This window comes from Virgibacillus sp. Bac332, from assembly GCF_003667785.1.
Lineage (GTDB): Bacteria > Bacillota > Bacilli > Bacillales > Amphibacillaceae > Virgibacillus > Virgibacillus salarius.
Window position 1 is genome coordinate 2,207,399 of record NZ_CP033046.1, and the last position, 22,083, is coordinate 2,229,481.

Sequence of the window (22,083 nt, forward strand, 5' to 3'; positions counted from 1 at the left end):
ACCTATCTCCCTTTTTATATTGCGAGCCATACGATTCCGATCGTGATCAGGACGAACAGGATAACAATAACCCAAGAAAGTGGTCTACCCCAATTCATTGTCCAACCAATTCCAAATCGCTTCTCTAAAAAGATCGTAGGATCGTTTTTATTTACATAAAATTGTCCAAGCTTCCAGTAACGATCATCATCCTTGTCGATTACTTCTACTTGACCTTTGCTTGAAGCTTTAATCCGACTGCCTCCTTGCCCGGTTGTAATGGAAAGGATAATAGCACCGATGGTTAATCCAATACTAATAAGGATAGCTGCACGAATCATTAAAGCTTGCGGTATCGGATACATAAAAGAGAATTGTACAATCGAAAACAGAATGGTTAATAGAATGCCGCCGATAATTGTAAATGCAGACCATCTTCTACGAAATAGTATATTCTGTTGCATAGATTCATTCGGGTTTTCAGCGTTTATTTGCTGCTTAGCTTTACCAATTATTGTATTAACAAAAACGAAAATTAATGTTAAGTAAAGCTGGATAATCGGCATTGCTAACACGGTTCGGTGTGATTTTTCAGCCCAATTAGTAACTTCGCCTTGGAAATTATATTGCATCGGTATTTGTTCAGGGAATTTTGCGTAGGACATCATACTAGCTATGATAGTTGCTATTGCGATAATAATTGAAAAAAGAAACCATGCATTGGAATATCTTAATTTAGATTGGTGAAATTGGGTATGAATGTAAACCTTCTGTGATTTTTCTTGCTTCCAATTAGATAATTTTTTCAACTGTTTCATCTTTATATGGAAAACGTAATAGCTGAGAAAGCTAAGTAGAATAAATACAGAAATGACAATGGCGAGCAGAATTCCAACTGCTGATTCTTCTAAGTCAGTTATCATATCGGTAATAAGAAAAATGCCTGTAGCAAAGGCGCTTAGGAAGCTAATAGCATAAGCATATTGTTTTCTCATTTTTTTAAGCTCTGGGGTATAATACACAGTCTCTGGAATAGATACACCAAAGCTTTCTGTTTTTCTAGTCAAATATGGTACGAAGATAAAAAATATAAACATGGGCACGAGTAAAACGATTAATACTAACGTTATATTATTCATCTAGGATTCACCATCTTTCGTAAATTCTGAATAAATATGTGAACACATGTTAAGAAATTCTTCTTTATTCAAATCTCGACAGATATTCTCAGCAATAATTGGGTGTAGCTCATGCTCCACTTTCGACCTATATTGATCATCTGCTTTTGGTACCCCATCTGGGTTAATGACGACACCCTTTTGACGATGTATATGAAGAAACCCATCTTGTTTAAGTTGCTGATATGCTTTATTGACAGTATGCAAGTTAATTCCGATATCCGCTGCTAACGAGCGAACGGAGGGCAACGTGTCACCAGGACATAATTGTCTTCTAGCAATGCCTTCAATGATTTGTTGAGATAGTTGCAGGTATATTGGATCTTTAGACTCAAAATCTAGTGATATGAACACATTCCATGGCACTCCTTTATATCTGTTATATTTAATGTATAACAGATATAACTTAGTGTCAACGAAAATATAATAGGTTGAGAATCGAAATGTCTCTGAATTCGAGCAATAAGGAATATGTAAAAGTGCTGTTCGAGCTGTGTTATTGTCATCTCAAAGAAACGAGCTACTGAGATCTCGTGAAGATGGATTACTCACAGGGGGTACGGGTTTTTTGGTTGGATAGAAGTAGATATAGCTGATTGTGGAATAAAAGGGGCTGGGACAAAACCCAGTAAAATTAAAAGTGGTACTCGCCAATAATTTGGTAAGTACCACTTTTTTTGAGATTTATGTACGCAAAAGGGATACCTTCTGGTAAAGTTAAAGTAATCACACCCAAACAGAACCGGAGGTATCCCTTATGTTTAAACATTATACCATGAATCAAGTCGTTTTGCCTTTAGATTTTGAAATGAAATTACAAGAAAATGATATCGCCTATGCGGTTAACCATATTGTAGAACATATCCCAGAAGAATCATTTGTGGGATTTTTGCGCGAAACAGGTTGTCCTGCATACCATCCTCGAATGATGATGAAGATTATCTTATGTGCCTATACCCAATCTGTTTTTTCTGGCAGAAAAATAGAAGGCTTACTTAAAGATAGTGTACGGATGATGTGGCTAGCACAGGGTTATGAGCCGAGCTATCGTACCATCAATCGATTCCGTGTTCATCCCGAAGTAAAAGAGTTACTACGCCAATGTTTTGTCCTATTTCGCTGTCAACTTGTTGAAGAGAAGGCAATTGAAGAAGAGGCCATTTTTATTGACGGCACGAAATTAGAAGCGAATGCCAATAAGTTCACTTTTGTATGGAAAAAATCCATTGAAAAATACAGCTCCGATTTAGTAGAGAAGTCGAATCAAATGTATGAGGAGCTACTGGAAAAAGAAATTATCCCCGAAATAGAAAGAGAAAGTTCTGATGAAATTTCAACGGAAGAACTCAATGAAGTAGTAAAAAAACTAGATGAAAAAGTGAAGAAATACGATCAAGAAATCGAGGAAAGTGAAAAAGCAAAAGATCGCAAACAACTCCGTTCTATGCGAAAAGAACCCAAGCAATACCGTAAACAATTCCAAGACTATGTAATTCGTAAACAGAAATATCAAAATGATATGGAGATCTTTGGCAACCGCAATAGTTATTCTAAGACGGATCATGATGCCACTTTTATGAGAATGAAAGATGACTATATGAAAAATGGCCAACTTAAGGCGGGTTATAATGTACAAATTGCGACCGAAGGCCAGTACACATTAGCTTATGATGTATTTCCAAATCCTACGGATACTCGCACGTTTATTCCTTTCCTCAAGAATATTGAAGAAAGGTACTTCAAGTTACCCAAGTATATTGTCGCTGACGCCGGTTATGGTAGTGAACAAAATTATAGTGAGGTATTACATCGAAATAGAACTCCACTCATTACGTATAATTCCTATCGGATGGAAAAGAAAAAGAAATATAAAGAAAATCCTTTTTATGTGTCAAACTGGGACTATGATTCAGACAGCGACTTCTTTACTTGCCCAAACGGAAAGAAGGTACCTTTTCAATATCTATCGAATCGAACAGATAAAGCCGGATTTAAACGAACCTTTCGTGTCTATGAATGTGAAGATTGTTCGGGATGTCCATTACGCGTTCATTGTACCAAAGCAAAGGAAATCGTAAGATTTTCTATAATGCCCATTGGGAACAGCAAAAAGCATATATAAGAGAGCAGCTTTCAAAAGAAGAAACGGGAGAAATCTATGGAAAACGTAAAATAGATGTAGAACCTGTCTTCGGATTTTTGAAGGCCAATTTGCGTTTCACTCGTATGTCAGTGAGAGGCAAATCGAAAGTGGAAAATGAATTAGGATTCGCCTTTATGGCGGTGAATTTAAGAAAGTACACCGCCTTCAGGCAAAATACAAGCCTAAATTATAACAAAAAAGATTCCAGCTATCATTTTTTGATAACTGGAATCTTTTTTAACTTCATAAGGGCTAGTTATGTCCCAGCCCCTTATCATATGTTTTTATATTGTTGAATAAGTTCAGCTATCAGTTTATGAATAGAATGTTGCTTCTTAATAGATAATTGTTTCAATTCAAAAATTTCCTTTTTAAATTCAGGATTCGTCATGATGTATTCAACGATTTCAACTGCTTCCTCATCAAATGAGTTAGGAGATGAACTGTAAATCCGTTTAAATTCCTTAAGTAAATCATCACGAAAGGAGTAATTTCCAACTAAATGATCTAGTGATACTTGAAATATTTCGGAAAGTTTTAGTAAAGACATGATATCTGGTGTCACCGAATTATTTTCCCATTTAGCAATAACAGAGCGAGAGATTAAAAGCTTTTCAGCGAGCTCCTTTTGCGTCCAATTATTCTGTTCACGAAGAAATTTAATATTATGTGCAATTTGTTCACGCATGCTACCACACTCGATTGGTTAAATTTAGAAAAAATGAAGCTTTAGTATCTCTCATCCTATCATGTTTATAAAACTTATAATGCTCCATTCTTGTTCTTAAAATACACATATAGTAAAATGTTCTCATATAGATCAATGGAGGGATAGTTAATGATTAGTTGCATGATACTGCACCATTTAACCATCACGAGTCTGACTAAATGTAAAATACTACGTTTTATATTTAAGGATCATGATTTTGAAATTGAAGTTAGGGGTAATAATACTGTTATGGTATTTGTCTATAATGCAGAAAAAATGGAAATATGGCAGGCGGCAATAGCATTTGAGACAACAAACATTATTGTTGGCTATGGGTTTGCGAAGGAAAAATCTGAAGCAAGGATTCAGGCTGAACAAATGATTATAACCTGGTTATCTTTAGTGGAAGAGAAGGAGTTACATCCGCAGCTTTATTATTGAATAGGACTTATGGCATAGAACGTGTGATACATAGCAAAAAAAGCTTGTAGAAATTCTACAAACTTTTTTTGTGTGCGCGGACGAACGAGTAGCACTCGTTTTTCGTGGGGAAAGCGAGCCCTTCACCGAAAATACTCTTATTCATGTTCTAGCTGGCTGAAACGAGTAATGCTTGTTTACGCACATCATCTTTGCTGCACAAACGACAATAACGCTGCCCGTGCAGTTCACGTTCTACTTTCTCTTTTCTCATACGGGAAATTCGCTTACCTTCATTAGAAAGACGGTTTATCGAATCTGTTCTAACGGATATATAACACTACGAGTAATTAAATAAAGCTGTCGAGTTCCTAGGCTCGACAGCCTGTTGAAACCTTTTAGCTTCGGTTTCCTCTCTTAGAGAGCTGATCATATATTTGATCCGCATGCTTGAATTCCTTTTGGTATAAAACCTCTTGCGTTTTAGACAAAAATTTTGCTCTCGTAGATGCACTAATCTGTTTTTTCATGGCAAATCCGTCCTTTTCTTTTTAGTATGGACAAGTAACATATATTTATACACAGAAATCAACCGACTTCTTCTTCAGTGGCTTCCTGAGGGTTTGTAGCAAACTGCTGATACGATAAATATTGTTGCTTCGTTACCACGAATAAATCATAGACTACGGCTTCAAGATTTATCATATGAAAGACTTCCTGATACGTATCGTTAGCCAATGTAACATAAGGTAATTTTGACACAGCCTTTAAGGAACGTATATTTGATTTGCGGACTTTCATGAATACACCCTCAATAGGTGAGCTAGAGAAAATATCATTGAAAAATTGTTCCTTTGCTTGTTTATTATAGCCTTTACCAAAATAAGGCTTCCCGATCCAAGTAGCTAGAAACCCATAGTTTTCCTGGATATCAAATAAATTAATAGTTCCAATTGGATTGCCATACTCGTCTAAAATAGTCCGTGAGATTAATTCTCCTCTGTCTTCTGCTTCCATTGTTTGTTTCGTAATAAAATAGTATTCATCAGTGGTATTTGCTTTGTGTCGAACATAGGGAAAAACAGCTGGATTTACTAATAGCTCAAATAATACAGGCACGTCATGTAGATCTCGTGCTTTAAGCATAAAAAATACCCTCCTATTTTCAGGTGGGTATAATGAATATCCAAATGGAAATCCAGTAAGTTTGCCCACCCGCGAATTTTTAGTTAGCTTTCAACAAAAATTCGGGGTGGGAATCGAACCCACTAGAACCGGCATTGCCGGTGGCGCACCATTTGCCTTCCCTATTTAACTAGTATGATTGTCTTGCTATCGTCAACTCTTTCAATTTAAACTTTGTACGTACTATTATTTTACACTGGATTTGATTAAAATGGAATTGTTTTTTGAGAGCAAAAATCGACATACTATTAACGATAAATATGACGTAATGCTTCTGTTAAATATGGAAAGGAATAATGATATTGATGCTCTTCTAATTTATTCGAAATAACGTACTGTCCTTTAGTAATAAGTTGGGACATTTCACCAGTTGCTACATACATAATGGATGAAGGGACGGGTAACCAATATGGGCGTGCTAATGCCTTTGCTAATGTCTTCATGAACACTTTATTTTGCTTTGGATGAGGTGCTGTTACATTTACAGGACCTGCTATTGCTTCGTTATGAATACAGTAATCAATAATACGAACCACATCTTCAATATGAATCCAGGATAGCCATTGCTCACCAGTTCCTATTTTACCCCCAGCAAAAAGCTTTACAGGTAAACTCATAAGAGGAAGTGCCCCTTCTTTTCCTAGGATAACGCCGAATCGAGTATAGATCGTACGTATACCTAATTCTTCTGCTTGCTTCGCAGTTTTTTCCCATTTCACAACTACTTTTGCTAGGAAGTCATCCCCTGCTTGTGTTGTTTTTTCTGAGAACATAAGGTCGTCTGAAATACCATAGTAACCGACTGCTGAACCACTGATAAAAACATCAGGAAGCGTCGATAGTTTTTTAATAAACGTGATTAACCTCTCGGTCGTATGTATTCTACTATCCAATATTTTATTTTTTTTCGTTTCCGTCCAGTATCCAAATAGAGATTCACCAGCTAGATTAACAACTGCTTGAATAGAAGGCAACTCCTCTGGTGGGTAATGATAACCAATGAATGTTGCATCAGCTGTATTCACATACTTCTCAGGTGATCTAGTTAATACGTACGTATGGTGTTGATGAGCATGAAGATGTCTCATTAGTTCCTTTCCAACAAAGCCAGTACCGCCAGTAATTAGAATATTCATTTTGCTTCACCTTCTTCCAAATTAGTTATCTCTATTATATGCGAATATCCTATTTTTTACAGTTCATTTATTCGATCGACCGCTCCTAACAGAAAAAAGCAGATATTTGTCTGTGAAGAATGAGTAATGGACGGATAAAACAACAGGCATGCTGGTTAATGATTTGGTATGATGGAAAAAAGGGGTGCGTGATGATGAGAAAAATTACCCGAATTACGACACAAAAGAAAAATTCTCAACGTTATAATGTTTATGTAAGTGAGGGAGAAAAAGAGTCTTTTGGCTTTGGCATCGATGAAGCGATTCTTATCGAATTTCAGCTTCGGAAGGGGATGGAACTGGATGAAGCTACAATAACCGAGCTCCTTAAAAAGGATATCGTTTATAAATCATATCTTCTTGCAATTAATTTCCTAAGCTATCGAATGCGTTCGAGAAAGGAAATTCATGATTACTTGCTTCAAAAAGAAGTTGAACCAGAACATATCTCGATGATCTTAGATCGGTTATCTAATAAAAATCTTATTGATGACCGGCAGTTTGCCGAGATGTTTGTTCGGACAAGGATGAATACATCATCCAAAGGACCAATGATTATAAAGAAAGAACTGATGGAGAAGGGAGTAGCTCCAAAACTTGCTGAAGAAGCAATTCAGTTATATACCTACGAAGCACAATACAAAAAGGTTATTAAATTAGTACAAAAGAAACTTCAACAGAAGAGAAAGGATTCCTTCCGCAAGCAGCTGCAAAACGTACAAGGTACCTTGCAGCAAAAAGGATTTTCACAAGATATTATCCAGACTGTATTAGATGAAAGTAGAGATGGAAAAGATGTGTCGGAAGAATGGACCGCGATTATTTATCAGGGAGAAAAACTTTTAAAAAAGCATTCGCAGAAGCTAACAGGATATGAATTGAAGCAAAAGATAAAAGAAGGCTTATATAGAAAAGGATTTACTTTTGAGTTAATTCATCAGTTTGTTGATGAATATGATAAAGAATCAGATCATTTCTAAAGCATTTTCTTTAGCAGTATGTTTCCATTTCTACTCGGTAATTGGTAGAATGATAAAGGAACGTTGAAAAAAGGATGATTACATTGGCAAACAATTATCGATATAGTGATTACTCACTGGAGCAATTAAGACAAGAAATAGGGAAATTGAAAGAAAAAGCCCAAAGAGCTGAGCAGTTAGGTAATATTTCAGAAGTAGCTGTAAACGAACGAAAAATGCAGGTGGCGCTCGCGTATACACTGAATCCTGAGGATTTTAATGAGCAAGAGACGTATGAATTAAAAAATGATCCGGGCTTTACGTTTAAAATCAATTACATGAATGGTGTGTTTGCCTGGGGCAATCGAATCAATCTTATTGGAGAACTTTATGAAAAGGAAGAGGCTATCCCAATTTCTCTATTGGGTAATAGCGTAAACAAATAAACAGTGTTTCACGGGTCTTCATAAAATAAAATATATGTAATACAAAAATGCCCAAACTAAAATGAATGATTACTGTGGGCACTGGAAATCGGAATCCGCTAAAAGAGCAATTCGGCTCATCAGGCAGATAAAACGTTCGCGCATCGTAGTAAATATTTTAGGTTTAAAGGTAAGGAGCTGACCAGGCGCAGCTCCTTTTAAATCGGACTTTCTTCCACATATAATTTGTTTTGCAGTTTTTTTTCTGAAAAGATCCAGCCCGTATAGGAACTAATTATTTCCATATTTTCGTCAATCTGTACGACTGCAATAAAGGGATAATGTCCTTTTGAGCGGTAGCGTAAATCGATAAATCGGACTTCTGTGAAGTCATCATAGTCGTTTATTTCCCAACGATATACCGGCGAAAAAGATAAAAAGGCAGAGATATTTTTATCTTCTAAAGCAATTTCCATTATTTTTGTATCTGGTAATGGTACTTTATTGAATTCATCAACAATTTCAATATGATTATTTTCAACGCTACCAACATAAAACTTTTGATCTGTTGTTATTGCCACCCGCCAATAGTTTTGTTTAATGGTAGGTGATGTCGCAATTTGCTCAACATCAGGGTAGTGTGCTTTGATCCTCTTAACGATGCTTCTTTTGTCAATATATCGTTTAATATAATAGAGAAAGATAACCGCATAGATGGTAATCCATGTATAGCCTGGATGAGCACCTAATGCCCAAGCGGCTATTCCAGCTATGTGCAAGAAGAAGATATAGGGATCAAAGGTATTAATGAACCCATGTGCTATCCATTTACTTGTGAAAGGGCGATAAGCCTGTGTACCATAAGCATTAAATATATCAACAAATACATGAATAACCACAGCTAAAGCTGTCCATAACCACAAGTGGAAGAAATTCACTTGTGGAACAAACAGATGAATAATATTTGCAATTAATATTCCCCAAATAATTACAGCGGGAATGGAGTGAGTAACTCCTCGATGGTGTCGAATATATGTCGCATTATCTTTTAATTTTAATACAGTATCAAAATCAGGGGCATGAGAACCGGCGATGGTTCCAACAAGTACTGCATTAAATAAAATAGGATCATTGTGAACTACTGGATCTAATGTAGCTAATCCTCCTAGTGCAACACCCATTACAATATGGGTACCAGTATCCATAGATCAGGCCCTCCTTAGGTTGCCTATACTGTTTTCTAGTTTTAATTTGTAAGTTTTCGGTAAAGGGCTATCGTTATGATGTATCATCAATTAAACAATTACGGATTTTGCGATTTTTGTCTGATGTTGACCTCGTAAATCGATGGAATTCGTAGATTTCATATTATTTATTGTACCATACAGGATGTGATTTTATGAGAGATAAAAAACTACAATCTATTGACATTTCAGGATTCCAGAATGATCTAATACATTGGTATCAGAACAATAAGCGTGATCTTCCCTGGCGAAAAGATAAGGATCCATATAAAATTTGGGTTTCAGAAATTATGCTACAGCAAACAAAGGTAGATACAGTTATTCCTTATTTTTATCGATTTATTGAAAAGTTTCCAACTGTCCAAGCACTTGCAGCTGCTGATCAGCAGGATGTTCTAAAAGCTTGGGAAGGGTTAGGATACTATTCCCGCGCAAGGAATTTACAAAACGCTGTTAAGGAAGTTGTAGCTTCATATGATGGAAATGTGCCGGCTAATCCAGAGGATTTAGGAGCCTTAAAAGGCGTGGGCCCGTATACCAAAGGAGCTATCCTATCGATTGCCTTTGATCAACCAGAACCTGCGGTTGATGGCAATGTAATGCGGGTTTTCTCACGGTTATTATTGATCGAGGATGATATTGCACAGCAGCGTACAAAAAAATTATTTGAGTCTTATGTGCGAGAAATGATTGATGAATCAGACCCATCCTCCTTTAATCAGGCAATTATGGAGCTTGGGGCCTTGATATGTACTCCAAAATCACCGGCATGTCTATTATGCCCAGTTCAAGAGCATTGCCAGGCATTTGCTGAGGGTAGGCAAGAAGAATTACCAATTAAAAAGAAAGCAAAGAAACAAAAAACAATACCATATGTTGTGCTCCTAATAAAAAATGAAGAAACAGATACGTTTATCATTGAAAAACGCTCTGATCAAGGATTATTAGCTAATCTTTGGCAATTTCCAATGGTACCAATAAAAGAAATAGGATGGGAACATTTGGAAAGATGGTTCTATAATGAGTACGGTATTACCCTTCAATTGCAGGAAAAGAAAGGGAAGTTAAAGCATGTTTTTTCACATATTATTTGGCAACTTGATATTTATACGGCAACAACGAATATAAGTGTTATGGATGACCACAGATTAAAGGCAGTGGATATGTGTGAGTTAGTCAATTATCCATTTCCAGTTTCCCATCAGAAAATGATGACGTATATCGGTGCTGAGACAAAAGAATGAAGAAACAACGAACGATGATTAGTTGAAATTAATTATCGTTCGTTGTTTGATCAAAATCATTCATTTAGCACCTAAAATAAGCGAGACTCCGGCGTCCCCGCGGAAGGCGAGTATAGTTTCACGGTGCAGCGATGTTACTCCTATTGATAACATGATTATTCGTATTTTGAGTAAGAAGTTGTGTTTTGTCCTAGCCTCGCCTTCTTTTATAGTGTAGGAAATTATAAAAATAGCCCATGTGGAAAAGTATGGGCGTGTTGATCCGCGTCCAGCTCCAGAGCCCAGAAACTCGGCAACTTCACGCCCCTACGCTAAGTCATCAGCGGCTCGCAAACTCGCCGTGATTCCTTTATCTCCATTGACTCGCTCCAGTCGCTACGATTCTAATTCGGGCGCTTGTGCTTTTTTTATTCTTGTCGGTTATGCATTTCTTTATTAATTTCATGCAGAATGGTTAGGCCCTCAGGGTTAATATATGGTAGCAGCTGAGATAATGCATGCTGAAAGTATACTAATTCTTCCTCATTCCACTTTGTCTTACTCATCATAGACAGCTCTGTAAAGTCTCTCTTTGATGTGGTCATTATTTCAGCCTCCAAAGCAATGCTTATCCTTAATATATGTATTTGTTTCGTATCTATTCAATATTGGTAAAAACATCCACACCATGCTTTTTTTACTAAATTAAATTTGGATAAAGAAACGTGTTAGTGGACAAATTAATTATTGCGGAGGTGATATTGATGGCTAAAAAACCGAACAAAACTACTGCAGGTACAAACGTTCAAAAGGTTAAGCAACAAAACCAACAAGCCGCTCAAGGGCAAGGTCAGTATGGTACTGAATTTGGTGCTGAACAAACCAATGCTCAGGAAGTTAAACAGCAAAATCAAAAATCTCAGCAAAACAAAAAGTAACTGCGTCCCCCCAATTATTAAGAGCTCCCTTTCTTTAAGGGGGCTCTTTTATCTTTTGAGCATTTTATGTTCTTGTGTATGGTTCGTAATACTTTATATTTGGACTTATTCCCATTATAATAAATGCATGGTCAGTAACGGATGACAAGAAGAAAGGGAGATTGAATGGTTGCTCCGAAATCGGGAACAAAAATTCAGATACAAAGCTATAAACACAATGGACAACTTCATCGTGTATGGGAAAATAGTCTAGTTTTAAAAGGAACGGAAACAATTGTCATCGGAGCAAATGATAAAACAGAAGTAAAAGAAAGTGATGGAAGAAAGTGGATTACTAGGGAACCGGCAATCTGTTATTTCCATTCCAAATATTGGTTTAATATTATCGGTATGCTTCGAACGGATGGCATTTATTTTTATTGCAATATTAGTTCCCCCTTCATCTTTGAGGAAAATGCGATTAAATATATCGATTATGATTTAGATGTGAAAGTTTATCCCGATATGACATTCGATTTATTAGATGAAGATGAATATGAAGAACATCGAAAGCAAATGAACTATCCGAGGGTGCTTGATCGTATATTGCACCAACAATTGGAATATTTATTACGCTGGGTTCGACAAAAAAAGGGACCTTTTCTTCCTGGATTTGTCGATGAATGGTATGAAAGATATTTAACGTACCGTTAATAAGAAACCTTGTTACAAAGCTTGTAGCAAGGCTTTTGTTTGTAGCTATGATGTTATGCGTATAGAAATGAGAATACTAATGATAAGGAAGTTTCTAGACATGAGTTCGATAAAACAGTACATGAAGTTTGTAAAACCATATAAATGGAAGATTATTTGGACAGTACTTGTGGGAATTGTGAAATTTGGTATACCTTTACTGATGCCGCTTATATTAAAATATGTTATCGACAATATTATTGGTAATGACGGTTTGAATCAAGCTGAAAAGACGTCTCAGTTAATTTGGATAATGGGAATAGCCTTTACGATTTTCGTTATTCTGCGTCCACCCATTGAATATATTCGACAGTATCTAGCGCAATGGGTAGGCAACACCATTCTATTTGATATTCGCGATCGGCTTTTTGATCATATACAAAAGTTAAGTCTAAAGTTCTATTCAAAGACAAAAACCGGAGAAATTATTTCCCGGGTAATACATGATGTCGAACAGACAAAGACTTTTGTCATAACAGGTTTAATGAATATCTGGTTAGATCTTATAACCATTCTGATTGCGATTGGGATTATGCTAACAATGGATATTGGGTTAACGATTGTTTCAATTATTTTATTCCCATTCTTTGGTTTTTCCATAAAATATTTTTATGCACGACTACGCCAGCTAACTCGTGACCGATCCCAAGCTCTTGCGGAGGTACAGGGGCATTTACATGAAAGGGTACAAGGAATGCCAGTCACAAGAAGCTTCGCTTTAGAGGATTACGAACAAGAGCAGTTTGAGTTTAGAAACCGTAACTTTTTGAACAAGGCACTTGATCATACAAATTGGAATGCAAAGACATTTGCAGTAACGAATACCATTACCGATTTAGCACCATTATTGGTAATCGCTTATGCAGGGTATCAAGTAATTCATGGGAATTTAACGATGGGGACCATGGTGGCATTTGTTGGCTATATGGAGCGAGTTTATAGTCCGCTACGACGACTCATTAACTCATCTACGACACTCGTTCAATCTATTGCGTCCATCGATAGAGTTTTTGAACTAATGAATGAAAAATACGATATTTTTGATAAAAAGGATGCTATTGAAGTAGAACATGTAGCAGGGGATGTAATGATTGAGAATGTATCCTTTCAGTATGATGATGAAGAAAATGAAGTATTAAAAAGTATTAGCTTACATGTTCAACAAGGCGAAACAATTGCTTTTGTTGGTATGAGTGGTGGGGGTAAATCAACACTTGTCAGTTTAATACCACGCTTTTATGATGTAACAGCTGGTGCCATAAAAGTAGATGGTATAGATGTTAGAGATATGAAAGTCCGATCGCTTCGAGATAAGATTGGAATGGTTTTACAGGATAATACGTTATTTAGTGAATCTATTGCCATGAATATAAGGATGGGAAAGCCGACTGCTTCTGATAATGAGGTTATCGAAGCAGCAAAGGCCGCGAATGCTCATGAATTTATTCAAAGTCTGCCAAATGGATACGATACTTTAGTAGGAGAACGTGGTGTGAAATTATCGGGTGGGCAAAAGCAACGTATTGCAATTGCTCGTGTGTTTTTAAAGAATCCGCCGTTACTAATTTTTGATGAAGCGACATCGGCACTTGACTTGGAAAGTGAGCATACGATTCAAGAAGCGATGGAGCATCTCGCATCTAATCGAACAACATTTATTGTTGCGCACAGGTTAGCTACGATAACGCATGCTGATCGAATTGTTCTTATTGAAGATGGGGAGATCAAGGAAGTTGGCTCGCATGATGAATTAATGAAAATGCAGGGACATTATTATGACCTATACCAAGTGCAGCATCTAGATGATGGGACATTATAGAACAGATGCACATGAGAAATTTTGCATGTGCATCTTTTTTCATAGTCTAGGATATTAAAAAATTTGCCCAATAGTTAAATATGGACGTGTTGAGCCCTGTCTAGCTCCAGCGCTCAGAAACTAGGCGTTTTCACGAATCGTTCTACACTAAGTCATCATCCACTTGCAAGCTCACCTTGATTCCTTTATCTCCGTTGACTCGTTCCGTTTCAAATTGGTCGCTTGTTCTTTTGTTCTTAATCTAATTGAGCGAATTGAATGAAAGTTTTTTCATCTTCAATTAATCCACAGGAAGCACACTGTACTCTGTACTTAGGGCCTTGGTATATAGTATGAAAAACTTCTACATTACCATCTTGATAATTATTAATCGTCTCACCTGTAGTTGCATCAATTTTTATCGGCTGAGCAACTTGTTCAATTTTATTAAAACGAGTTTTGTTAGTTTTGCAGTTTGGACAGCGATATGGTTTATTCATAATACCCTCCAAAAAATTGACGTATGCTTAGTTTGTGGCAAAGCAAGAAAAGTATGCATCAACTGATCATTAGAGATATGTTTTGTGAGGAAAAGAAAATTATAGTGGTGAGCCGTCTCCTTCCGTGGACAACGCTTCAGCATCCTTGGTAGCAAAGAACGCTAACAGCGGAATCTTCAGTAGTTGCTTAGAGGAGTATTCGCTTCTTAAAATTCATACTGTCTACGTAGCTTGATAATTAATGTTGGAGGAGGAATACATAAAAAAACTGTTCCACAAGTTTTAGACTTATGGAACAGCTTCTCCATCTTATTTATCTGCCATTTGTTTAAATGCATTTCCTACTGCTTCAATCGTTTCAGCAATGTCCTTTTCCGTATGCTCGGTAGTTAAGAACCATGCTTCATACTTAGATGGTGCAAGATTAATTCCTTGTTCCAGCATCAGTCGGAAGAACGCTGCAAAAGCTTCACCATCACTCGCTTCTGCTTGAGCGTAATTAATGATTTGGCCATCTCCGAAATAAACCGTTAATGCACCGCATAGGCGATTAACAGAGATAGAGATCCCATGGTCACGGGCTTTTTCAAGAATACCTGCTTCAAGTTGTGTACCTAGGGTATCTAATTTTTCATAGACCCCATCTTTTTGCAGGACTTCCAGACAAGCAATACCTGAGGCCATAGATGCAGGATTTCCTGCCATGGTTCCTGCTTGATATGCTGGTCCGAGAGGTGCAACCTGTTCCATAATTTCTTTTCGTCCACCGTATGCACCAATTGGAAGTCCACCACCAATAATTTTACCCATTGCGGTCATATCTGGTTCAATTCCATATAGTTGTTGAGAGCTACCGTATGTAAATCGGAAAGCCGTGATAACTTCATCGTAGATAACAAGAGCACCAGCTTCATGAGTTAGGTCATTAACTGCTTGTAAAAAACCTTCCATTGGTTCAACAATTCCAAAATTACCAACAATCGGTTCAACTAATATGGCTGCAATTTGCTCTCCCCACTTATCTAATGCTTGTTTGAGGGCGTCTATATCATTAAATGGAACCGTAATGACATCTTGAGCTACGGATTCAGGTATTCCAGCTGAATCTGGTGTACCTAAGGTTGCTGGTCCGGAACCTGCTTCTACAAGGACTGCATCAAAATGTCCATGATAACAGCCGGCGAATTTAATGATCTTTGTTCGATTCGTATAAGCACGAGCGACACGTATGGTAGTCATCACTGCTTCTGTTCCAGAATTGACAAAACGAACCTTTTCTAATGATGGAATCGCTTCTTTTAGCATTTTAGCAAACTGATTTTCTAGTCGAGTAGGCGTTCCATATAATACACCAGTCGTAGCTGCATGTGCGATTGCTTTTGCAATATGGGGATGTGCGTGTCCTGTAATAATTGGACCATAAGCTCCTAGATAATCAATATATTTATTACCATCAACGTCCCAAAAATAAGCACCTTGGCCACGTTCCATGTATACCGGTGAACCGCCACCTACTGCTTTATAAGCTCGAGATGGTGAATTCACTCCTCCAACAATATGCTTGAGTGCTTCTTTATGAAGCGCTTCTGATTTAGTAAATTCCATGGTATTGCCTCCTTTGATATTACATGACCTTTTTTAGCTTGGACGTATAAATATTTCGGATGAAAATAAAGTTGAAAAAGTGAATGACGAAATAAAGCAGGAAGATATAGATACTTGGTACCATGACCGATGATACAAGCATATTCTGCAATGCTTTAAAGGCAAATCCTGCATGAATGACAGCAATAATAAAAGGCAGGAAGAATAGAAATCCTAGCTGTCTTGTCGCTATTTTTTTCATTTCTTTATTGGTAAGTCCAATGCGATAAAGCGAATGATAGTGACTTAAATCGTTATCAATATCTTGATACATCCGAAAATATAGAATCGATCCAGCTGCTAAAAAGAAAAGGACACTAATAAATATACCAAAAAAGAATAGATAGGACATACTATCCTTCATCGAACTGTAGATTTCAGCTTGAGAATCTGGATAAATTTCGTCTGTGGTTGTATAAGGAAGAATATCCATAATGGTATCTACATGATGAACCCAATTTGGTATGTCCATTACATAATAAAAGAATTTTTCATCAGCAGTAGCATGTTGAATAAATTGCTTAAACGTATGATCGGAAACGATAAGCTGAAAGGAGCTATAGACAGTTGAATTTAAATCAGAATCTATAGTTGATACCGACAGTTCTGCTCGCTCATTAGCAGACTTAAACGTAAGCTTCTCTGGAAAATCCATCGTGTAGGATCTTATAATATCCTGAATAAGAATAAGCCCCTCGTTATCTTTAAGCTTGCTTGGCACTTTCCTATCATTCAGTTGAAGCATAGCCTTATAATCCGAATACTTATAGACTATAAAGGGAGTATCGTTCCATTTATCAATCGTCGATATAGAATACAAACGGGTTGGATAGACTGTCAAAGCTTCGAATGGAACATAATTTTGTTGGAAGGCGCTTTCTATTTCAGCAACATTCGCTTCAAATGCTTCGTGATTTTCCTCCCCACCACTAATTAAGGTAACATCCTGTGGTGCAAATCGTTCTGATTCTTCTTCAACACTTTGAAATAATCCAAATAACACACCTGAAGAAGTAAAGGCTACTGCGCTTAAAATAGTTACTATAAATAATAAGCGTGCATGATCCTTAAGTTTATAAGTTAAATCAGAGATCATTAATAGATTTAAATCTTTATATAAATATTTTTTTCGCCGGCGTAAAACGGTTGTAAAGCCAATGATAAACTGCGTAAACAAAAAATAAGTACCTGGAATGATCAGGGCCAGTATAATGAACATACGATATAATATAGAAATCATATCGGAAGTATAGGCCAGATAATAGGAATACCCAATAGCCGTGAGTGCCAGTAAGCTTAATATCCATGAAAATCGAGGTTTTTCTTTCGGCGTTTTAGTACCTCGAAACACTTCCATAATCGATTTTGTACGCAAGGACCAGACAACCGCAATAGAATTTAGCTCAAACATAATAAAGAATAGTGCTACGGTTATACCAATTGCTTTCCATGACAAGTAGAAGGGAAGAATTTCTCCCGTCCCTAAAATAGCAGAAAAAATCATTAAAAAAAGCTTTGTTAATAGTGCTCCTATGATGATACCAGTAATGATAGAGGCAAGCCCAATAATGGTGTTTTCTGTTATTAACAAGCGGTTTAATTGTGATTTACTAATTCCTAATGTCGTTAGTAGCCCATACTCTTTTTTTCGAGATTTAATAAAAGAGGTAGTAGAATACAGAACGAATAAGAAAGAAAATAGATATATAAATACTTCTGAAACGATTATTCCACTTTGGACAATATCTCTAAAGTCGTATTTTTCTATCTTTGGATGAAAAATAACGACAGCGTACATGAAAAAAACAATCACTGCAAACATACAACTCAAGAAATAACTAAGGTATGTACGGGTGTTCCGTTTCACATTGTTAAAAGCGAATTGTCTGAAGGTCATTCGTATTGCCTCCTAGTAAGGACTGCACATTTAAGATGTCTTGAAAAAAGCTTTGACGATTATCACCACGATGGATTTCATTAAATAACCTTCCATCCTTAATAAAAATGACCCGCCCACAAAAACTCGCGGCAAAAGGATCATGGGTGACCATTACCGTAGTTGCTTGATTTTCTTGCTGTAGCTGCCTAAGTGATTCCATTACTTGTAGGGAAGCTTTTGAATCAAGATTTCCTGTCGGTTCATCTGCAAATATAATGGTTGGATCATGAATGATCGCTCTGGCAATAGCGGCACGCTGCATTTGGCCACCAGATACTTCCATAATTCGCTTATGAATGATCGTATCAATTCCAAGCTGCTTCGATACCGTTACTAATCGTTTTTCCATTTCTTTTACCTTCATTTTATTTAACGTCAAAGGTAAAAGAATATTTTCTCCTATGGTTAACGTCTCTAATAGATTATAGTCTTGAAAGATAAACCCCATTTCCTTTCTGCGGAATTTGGCAAGTTTTTGTTGTGAGAAGGAAGTTAAGTTTTTTTCATTAATGATTATTTTTCCAGAACTCGGCACATCGATAGTGGATAAGAGGTTTAATAACGTTGTTTTACCACTACCTGATGGTCCCATAATACCAATAAATTCACCTTTATTAACAGTTAAGTGGAAATGATGTAGGGCTTCGTAGGATCTTCCGCGTTTACTTCCATATATTTTTGTTAAGTTATCTGCTTTAAGTACTTGCATGGTTTACCTCCTATTCGCGATGCTTTAGTGCTGTAGCTGCTCTGCTCTATATAGTATAGTAAAATACTGCATCATTCCTCTATTGTTCTTTCTTTCAAATGAAAAAATTAACCTTACAGTCTTGTAAGGTTAGCTTAAATGAAAGTGAATGGTCACAGTTGTTCCCGCACCCTCCTCAGACGAAATGAATAGATCATGTCCGAGTTCTTGGCAAATTTCTTTTGAAAGATAAAGCCCCATACCAGTAGATTCTCGAAATTTTCTTCCATTACGCCCTGTGAAGAAGGGGTCAAAAACCCTTGTTAGATCTTCACGCGGGATACCATAACCAGTATCCTTTATCTCGAGGGAGAGTAGCTTTTTCTTTTTCGTAGTGGAAAAGTATATATACTTTGAATCAGGCTTTGAGTATTTAATGGCATTCGAAACAGCTTGGTTAAGAACGAATCGTAGCCATTTAGGATCTGTCGTAATCTTCTCATGCTCATCCATTGCCAGTTCAGGAAATACTTGATTACGGATAAAGCTTGATTTGAAATCTTGAATAACTTCTTTTACAACATTTCGTATCGCAACCTGTTGTACATGGAAATCTCGATCGAATTTTTGCAAGCGTGATTGATATAATGCTAAATCTAAGCCTTGCTGCATTCGTTCTAACTCCTCTTCCATACTATGTAAGAAATGATGAGGAAGCTGTAATTTTTCTTTTTGTAAGGTTAAATGCATGACAGATACAGGTGTTTTCATTTGATGTACCCATTGTTGAATAAAGTGAAATTCCATTTGTTTTTGCAATTTAAGCTGCTCAATTTCCTCGGCATATTGATTTGACTGCAGATCATGCTGTCTTTTAAGATTTTCCAGTAAACGATTTGGTGGATCTGGTAGCCAATTACTATATCCCTCATCTCGGTGAATGATCATATAATAATCGCGTAGTCGATAATAACGATAAGCTAAAAAGAGTAAAAGGCAACATGTAAGCAAAATAAGTAAATAATAGATGATATCCCAACTTAATGGCACGGAAGTAATACCGTAAAAAAGCTGTATAATCGCTATTACAAGAAAGAGCTGTAGATAGAAAAAAAGGATAAATGGAATACTATCTTTTAAAAAGTCTTTCATTGTTGCTCGCTCCAAGTATTAATCATTTTATAACCAGCGCCTCGTACTGTTTGTATGCTTTGTTCTATTCCAATGTCTTCTAGTTTCTTACGAAGACGTGTAATATTAACAGATAAAGTATTATCATCAACAAACTGCTCATCATCCCAAAGCATTTCTAATAAGTAAGTTCGAGATAATACTTGATTAATATTATCCATAAACGCTTTTAATAAAATAAATTCATTTTTTGTTAATAGCGCTTTTCGTTCTTGGAACATAGCTTCCATTGCTGTTAAATAGAGACTAAAACCAGCAACCTCTAGTAAATCAGCTTGCTTACTGCTAGCATATTCTCCATAAATTCGCCTCATAATACCTTTTATTTTTGCTTGAACAACATCGAAATTAAAAGGCTTTGTTATATAATCATCTCCACCATTTTCAATTGCCATTACTTGATCCATTCCAGAATCCCGCGCAGAAATAAAGATAATTGGACAATTAGATACACTGCGAATTTTACGGCACCAATAAAATCCATCGTACCTGGGTAGATTGATATCAAGTAGAATTAAATGAGGTTCAATTTCCATGAATTCTTCTAGAATATGTTCGAACTCTGTTACAATGCTCACGTTGTATTCATACTTTTCAAGGTAATCCTTCAATAATCCGGCTATTTTAGGATCATCCTCAATGAGGTATATTTTTTTCATCTCTTGCCACCGTCCTTTTCTTCAATAAAGGGAAGTGAGTATCTAGTTCCAACCAGAAGTAAGGATGGACATGATACACGTATTGTTTTACTTCTATAGCATTCATTCTATCCTATCTTATCCAGAATATAAAATAAATGACAAGCATACTTCGTCTACTGCATAGATATAGAATAACACTAGGTAGAGGGGATAGGATGGTCATCGTGCTTTGGTTAGTGATCGGAGGGGTTATTACAATATTAATAAGAAGCCTTATTGATTTTATTCGAGGAGGAAAGGTTCAGAAGCGACTGCGTGAAAGTGGATTTTCTTTAGAACTTTTCTATGCACTTCTTATTATATATTGCATCGTGATTGTTGGGTTTGCAGTTATTTATTTTTTGTTATCGATGGAGGGCATTATTCTAGTAGAAAATGGAGAACTGAGACAGGTGAATGCGCTAGGATCGATGGTACATTCTTTATATTTTAGCGGAGTAACAATACTAACAATAGGTTATGGGGATATAACACCAATTGGAATTGGTCGGTTCATTGCTTTAATCGAAGCGCTGGTTGGTTATATTCTTCCAACTGCATTCGTACTGCGACTTGTCCAGAATCAGGAGCGAAGCAGAGATCAATGAAACGTATGCTCTAATATGCTATAGTAAAGATAGAAACAGTTATTTGGAGGGATAAAATGACAGTACAAGCAGGGGAAAAAGTAGCTAATTTTACATTACCAGACCAAGATGGGAATCAAGTGAGCTTATCCGATTTCCAAGGCAAGCATGTTGTTCTCTATTTCTATCCAAAGGATATGACACCGGGCTGTACGACGGAAGCTTGTGATTTTCGTGATGCTCATGAAAGCTTTAAAGAATTAGATGCTGTAATTATTGGAATTAGTCCTGACCCAACTACATCGCATCAGAAATTTATGGAAAAACATGATCTCCCTTTCTTACTTTTAGCAGATGAAGACCATCAAGTGGCTGAACAATTTGGAGTATGGAAGCTGAAAAAGAATTTTGGCAAAGAGTATTATGGCATTGAACGGTCAACGTTTATTATTGATAAGGAAGGAACATTGCAACAGGAATACCGGAAAGTTAAAGTGAAAGGCCATGTGGAAGAAGCTTTAACCTATATTCGTGAGCGACTAAACTAAATTAAGAGGTAGTAGGTAGCTATTTAAGGCTACACAGCTTGTAGACGTACATCATCTACAAGCTTTTCTCTTGCATCATTTTTTAACACCATATGCTAAAAGACTTCAGTATGATCTTCCATCCCGTATATTGATGAGAACGGATCTAATAAATGCATCACTAGCAAACCGACCGTGGCTTTTCTGAAATATTGTCAT

23 protein-coding genes and 1 pseudogene are annotated in these 22,083 nt (G+C 36.6%); 10 read left to right on the top strand and 14 right to left on the bottom strand.

The genetic code is table 11. The annotated features are described in order from the left end of the window. Positions 1–14: 14 nt before the first annotated feature. Positions 15–1,118, bottom strand: a complete 1,104-nt coding sequence (locus tag D9782_RS10540) for a DUF1648 domain-containing protein (protein WP_121604734.1) — start codon at positions 1,116–1,118, stop codon at positions 15–17. After that, positions 1,119–1,511, bottom strand: a complete 393-nt coding sequence (locus tag D9782_RS10545) for a GntR family transcriptional regulator (RefSeq protein WP_026679689.1) — start codon at positions 1,509–1,511, stop codon at positions 1,119–1,121. A 403-nt stretch (positions 1,512–1,914) separates the two neighbouring features. On the opposite strand from D9782_RS10545, the pseudogene D9782_RS10550 reads away from it, so the two are divergent. Further along, positions 1,915–3,596, top strand: a pseudogene (locus tag D9782_RS10550) (IS1182 family transposase). Here D9782_RS10550 and D9782_RS10555 read toward each other — a convergent pair. Next, the gene (locus D9782_RS10555) at positions 3,575–3,988 is read right to left on the bottom strand and encodes a helix-turn-helix domain-containing protein (protein WP_026680494.1); all 414 of its coding nucleotides are present in this window, start codon (positions 3,986–3,988) and stop codon (positions 3,575–3,577) included. The pseudogene D9782_RS10550 and the gene D9782_RS10555 sit on opposite strands and share 22 nt — an antisense overlap. A gap of 270 nt (positions 3,989–4,258) precedes the next feature. Here D9782_RS10555 and D9782_RS22875 point away from each other — a divergent pair, with 270 nt between their 5' ends. Beyond that, positions 4,259–4,450 (top strand): hypothetical protein, encoded by a 192-nt coding sequence (locus tag D9782_RS22875; protein ID WP_162986375.1) that lies wholly within the window; start codon positions 4,259–4,261, stop codon positions 4,448–4,450. A 377-nt stretch (positions 4,451–4,827) separates the two neighbouring features. Here the strand turns inward: D9782_RS22875 and D9782_RS23960 are convergent, their stop codons facing one another. From D9782_RS23960 to D9782_RS10575, 3 genes are all read right to left on the bottom strand, one after another. Further along, entirely contained in the window at positions 4,828–4,959 is a 132-nt protein-coding gene (locus D9782_RS23960) for a YfhE family protein (protein ID WP_121604736.1), read from the bottom strand. A 58-nt stretch (positions 4,960–5,017) separates the two neighbouring features. Next, positions 5,018–5,575: a GNAT family N-acetyltransferase gene (locus D9782_RS10570; RefSeq protein ID WP_026680496.1), complete on the bottom strand. Its 558-nt coding sequence runs from the start codon at positions 5,573–5,575 to the stop codon at positions 5,018–5,020. Between the two features lie 287 nt (positions 5,576–5,862). Then, positions 5,863–6,750: a TIGR01777 family oxidoreductase gene (locus D9782_RS10575; RefSeq protein WP_026680497.1), complete on the bottom strand. Its 888-nt coding sequence runs from the start codon at positions 6,748–6,750 to the stop codon at positions 5,863–5,865. Between the two features lie 194 nt (positions 6,751–6,944). Here D9782_RS10575 and recX point away from each other — a divergent pair, with 194 nt between their 5' ends. Together recX and D9782_RS10585 are read left to right on the top strand one after the other, a co-directional pair. Further along, positions 6,945–7,769 (top strand): recombination regulator RecX, encoded by an 825-nt coding sequence (gene recX / locus D9782_RS10580; RefSeq protein WP_121604737.1) that lies wholly within the window; start codon positions 6,945–6,947, stop codon positions 7,767–7,769. Between the two features lie 74 nt (positions 7,770–7,843). Continuing rightward, a complete protein-coding gene (locus tag D9782_RS10585) occupies positions 7,844–8,194 on the top strand; it encodes a YfhH family protein (protein WP_026680499.1) in 351 nt (116 codons plus the stop codon). A 197-nt stretch (positions 8,195–8,391) separates the two neighbouring features. On the opposite strand, the gene D9782_RS10590 is transcribed toward D9782_RS10585, so the two are convergent. Further along, entirely contained in the window at positions 8,392–9,378 is a 987-nt protein-coding gene (locus tag D9782_RS10590) for a metal-dependent hydrolase (protein ID WP_026680500.1), read from the bottom strand. Between the two features lie 194 nt (positions 9,379–9,572). Between D9782_RS10590 and mutY the strand changes: the two genes are divergently transcribed. Next, positions 9,573–10,661, top strand: coding sequence for an A/G-specific adenine glycosylase (mutY, locus tag D9782_RS10595; RefSeq protein ID WP_121604738.1), 1,089 nt, complete (start codon positions 9,573–9,575; stop codon positions 10,659–10,661). Positions 10,662–11,068: 407 nt separating this feature from the next. Here mutY and D9782_RS22880 read toward each other — a convergent pair whose 3' ends face one another. Next, the gene (locus D9782_RS22880) at positions 11,069–11,245 is read right to left on the bottom strand and encodes a hypothetical protein (RefSeq protein ID WP_162986376.1); all 177 of its coding nucleotides are present in this window, start codon (positions 11,243–11,245) and stop codon (positions 11,069–11,071) included. A 159-nt stretch (positions 11,246–11,404) separates the two neighbouring features. Here D9782_RS22880 and D9782_RS10600 point away from each other — a divergent pair, with 159 nt between their 5' ends. From D9782_RS10600 to D9782_RS10610, 3 genes are all read left to right on the top strand, one after another. Beyond that, on the top strand, positions 11,405–11,578 hold the full coding sequence (locus D9782_RS10600; RefSeq protein ID WP_026680501.1) for a gamma-type small acid-soluble spore protein: 174 nt from the start codon (positions 11,405–11,407) through the stop codon (positions 11,576–11,578). A gap of 165 nt (positions 11,579–11,743) precedes the next feature. Then, positions 11,744–12,271, top strand: a complete 528-nt coding sequence (locus D9782_RS10605; RefSeq protein ID WP_026680502.1) for a nucleoside tri-diphosphate phosphatase — start codon at positions 11,744–11,746, stop codon at positions 12,269–12,271. Positions 12,272–12,371: 100 nt separating this feature from the next. Further along, a complete protein-coding gene (locus tag D9782_RS10610) occupies positions 12,372–14,129 on the top strand; it encodes an ABC transporter ATP-binding protein (protein ID WP_121604739.1) in 1,758 nt (585 codons plus the stop codon). A gap of 236 nt (positions 14,130–14,365) precedes the next feature. On the opposite strand, the gene D9782_RS10615 is transcribed toward D9782_RS10610, so the two are convergent. The 6 genes from D9782_RS10615 to D9782_RS10640 all read right to left on the bottom strand — a co-directional run bounded on the left by D9782_RS10615 (position 14,366) and on the right by D9782_RS10640 (position 20,729). Further along, positions 14,366–14,608, bottom strand: coding sequence for a hypothetical protein (locus D9782_RS10615; protein WP_026680504.1), 243 nt, complete (start codon positions 14,606–14,608; stop codon positions 14,366–14,368). A gap of 309 nt (positions 14,609–14,917) precedes the next feature. Next, on the bottom strand, positions 14,918–16,213 hold the full coding sequence (locus tag D9782_RS10620; RefSeq protein ID WP_121604740.1) for a glutamate-1-semialdehyde 2,1-aminomutase: 1,296 nt from the start codon (positions 16,211–16,213) through the stop codon (positions 14,918–14,920). Between the two features lie 19 nt (positions 16,214–16,232). Next, positions 16,233–18,149 carry an ABC transporter permease gene (locus D9782_RS10625; protein WP_026680506.1) on the bottom strand — a complete coding sequence of 639 codons (1,917 nt, stop codon included), beginning with the start codon at positions 18,147–18,149 and terminating at the stop codon, positions 16,233–16,235. Continuing rightward, on the bottom strand, positions 18,124–18,900 hold the full coding sequence (locus tag D9782_RS10630; protein ID WP_026680507.1) for an ABC transporter ATP-binding protein: 777 nt from the start codon (positions 18,898–18,900) through the stop codon (positions 18,124–18,126). The genes D9782_RS10625 and D9782_RS10630 overlap by 26 nt, the downstream gene beginning before the upstream one ends. A 129-nt stretch (positions 18,901–19,029) precedes the next feature. Further along, entirely contained in the window at positions 19,030–20,031 is a 1,002-nt protein-coding gene (locus D9782_RS10635; RefSeq protein WP_226983627.1) for a sensor histidine kinase, read from the bottom strand. Next, positions 20,028–20,729, bottom strand: coding sequence for a response regulator transcription factor (locus D9782_RS10640; RefSeq protein ID WP_121604741.1), 702 nt, complete (start codon positions 20,727–20,729; stop codon positions 20,028–20,030). The genes D9782_RS10635 and D9782_RS10640 overlap by 4 nt, the downstream gene beginning before the upstream one ends. A gap of 197 nt (positions 20,730–20,926) precedes the next feature. Between D9782_RS10640 and D9782_RS10645 the strand changes: the two genes are divergently transcribed. Beyond that, positions 20,927–21,358: a potassium channel family protein gene (locus D9782_RS10645; protein WP_026680510.1), complete on the top strand. Its 432-nt coding sequence runs from the start codon at positions 20,927–20,929 to the stop codon at positions 21,356–21,358. 56 nt (positions 21,359–21,414) lie between these two features. Continuing rightward, complete coding sequence (bcp, locus tag D9782_RS10650; protein ID WP_026680511.1) at positions 21,415–21,885, top strand: thioredoxin-dependent thiol peroxidase; 471 nt, start codon at positions 21,415–21,417, stop codon at positions 21,883–21,885. The last annotated feature ends 198 nt before the right edge of the window (positions 21,886–22,083 follow it).

Bases quoted from the DNA above. Each gene is read 5' to 3' on its own strand.
- recX (WP_121604737.1), top strand. From the start codon at position 6,945: ATGAGAAAAATTACCCGAATTACGACACAAAAGAAAAATTCTCAACGT.
- D9782_RS10630 (WP_026680507.1), bottom strand. From the start codon at position 18,900: ATGCAAGTACTTAAAGCAGATAACTTAACAAAAATATATGGAAGTAAA.
- D9782_RS10625 (WP_026680506.1), bottom strand. From the start codon at position 18,149: ATGACCTTCAGACAATTCGCTTTTAACAATGTGAAACGGAACACCCGT.
- D9782_RS10605 (WP_026680502.1), top strand. From the start codon at position 11,744: ATGGTTGCTCCGAAATCGGGAACAAAAATTCAGATACAAAGCTATAAA.
- D9782_RS22880 (WP_162986376.1), bottom strand. From the start codon at position 11,245: ATGACCACATCAAAGAGAGACTTTACAGAGCTGTCTATGATGAGTAAG.
- D9782_RS10585 (WP_026680499.1), top strand. From the start codon at position 7,844: ATGATTACATTGGCAAACAATTATCGATATAGTGATTACTCACTGGAG.
- D9782_RS10620 (WP_121604740.1), bottom strand. From the start codon at position 16,213: ATGGAATTTACTAAATCAGAAGCGCTTCATAAAGAAGCACTCAAGCAT.
- D9782_RS22875 (WP_162986375.1), top strand. From the start codon at position 4,259: ATGGTATTTGTCTATAATGCAGAAAAAATGGAAATATGGCAGGCGGCA.
- D9782_RS23960 (WP_121604736.1), bottom strand. From the start codon at position 4,959: ATGAAAAAACAGATTAGTGCATCTACGAGAGCAAAATTTTTGTCTAAA.
- D9782_RS10555 (WP_026680494.1), bottom strand. From the start codon at position 3,988: ATGCGTGAACAAATTGCACATAATATTAAATTTCTTCGTGAACAGAAT.
- D9782_RS10570 (WP_026680496.1), bottom strand. From the start codon at position 5,575: ATGCTTAAAGCACGAGATCTACATGACGTGCCTGTATTATTTGAGCTA.
- D9782_RS10645 (WP_026680510.1), top strand. From the start codon at position 20,927: ATGGTCATCGTGCTTTGGTTAGTGATCGGAGGGGTTATTACAATATTA.
- D9782_RS10590 (WP_026680500.1), bottom strand. From the start codon at position 9,378: ATGGATACTGGTACCCATATTGTAATGGGTGTTGCACTAGGAGGATTA.
- D9782_RS10600 (WP_026680501.1), top strand. From the start codon at position 11,405: ATGGCTAAAAAACCGAACAAAACTACTGCAGGTACAAACGTTCAAAAG.
- D9782_RS10635 (WP_226983627.1), bottom strand. From the start codon at position 20,031: ATGAAAGACTTTTTAAAAGATAGTATTCCATTTATCCTTTTTTTCTAT.
- D9782_RS10610 (WP_121604739.1), top strand. From the start codon at position 12,372: ATGAGTTCGATAAAACAGTACATGAAGTTTGTAAAACCATATAAATGG.
- bcp (WP_026680511.1), top strand. From the start codon at position 21,415: ATGACAGTACAAGCAGGGGAAAAAGTAGCTAATTTTACATTACCAGAC.
- D9782_RS10640 (WP_121604741.1), bottom strand. From the start codon at position 20,729: ATGAAAAAAATATACCTCATTGAGGATGATCCTAAAATAGCCGGATTA.
- D9782_RS10575 (WP_026680497.1), bottom strand. From the start codon at position 6,750: ATGAATATTCTAATTACTGGCGGTACTGGCTTTGTTGGAAAGGAACTA.
- D9782_RS10615 (WP_026680504.1), bottom strand. From the start codon at position 14,608: ATGAATAAACCATATCGCTGTCCAAACTGCAAAACTAACAAAACTCGT.
- mutY (WP_121604738.1), top strand. From the start codon at position 9,573: ATGAGAGATAAAAAACTACAATCTATTGACATTTCAGGATTCCAGAAT.
- D9782_RS10540 (WP_121604734.1), bottom strand. From the start codon at position 1,118: ATGAATAATATAACGTTAGTATTAATCGTTTTACTCGTGCCCATGTTT.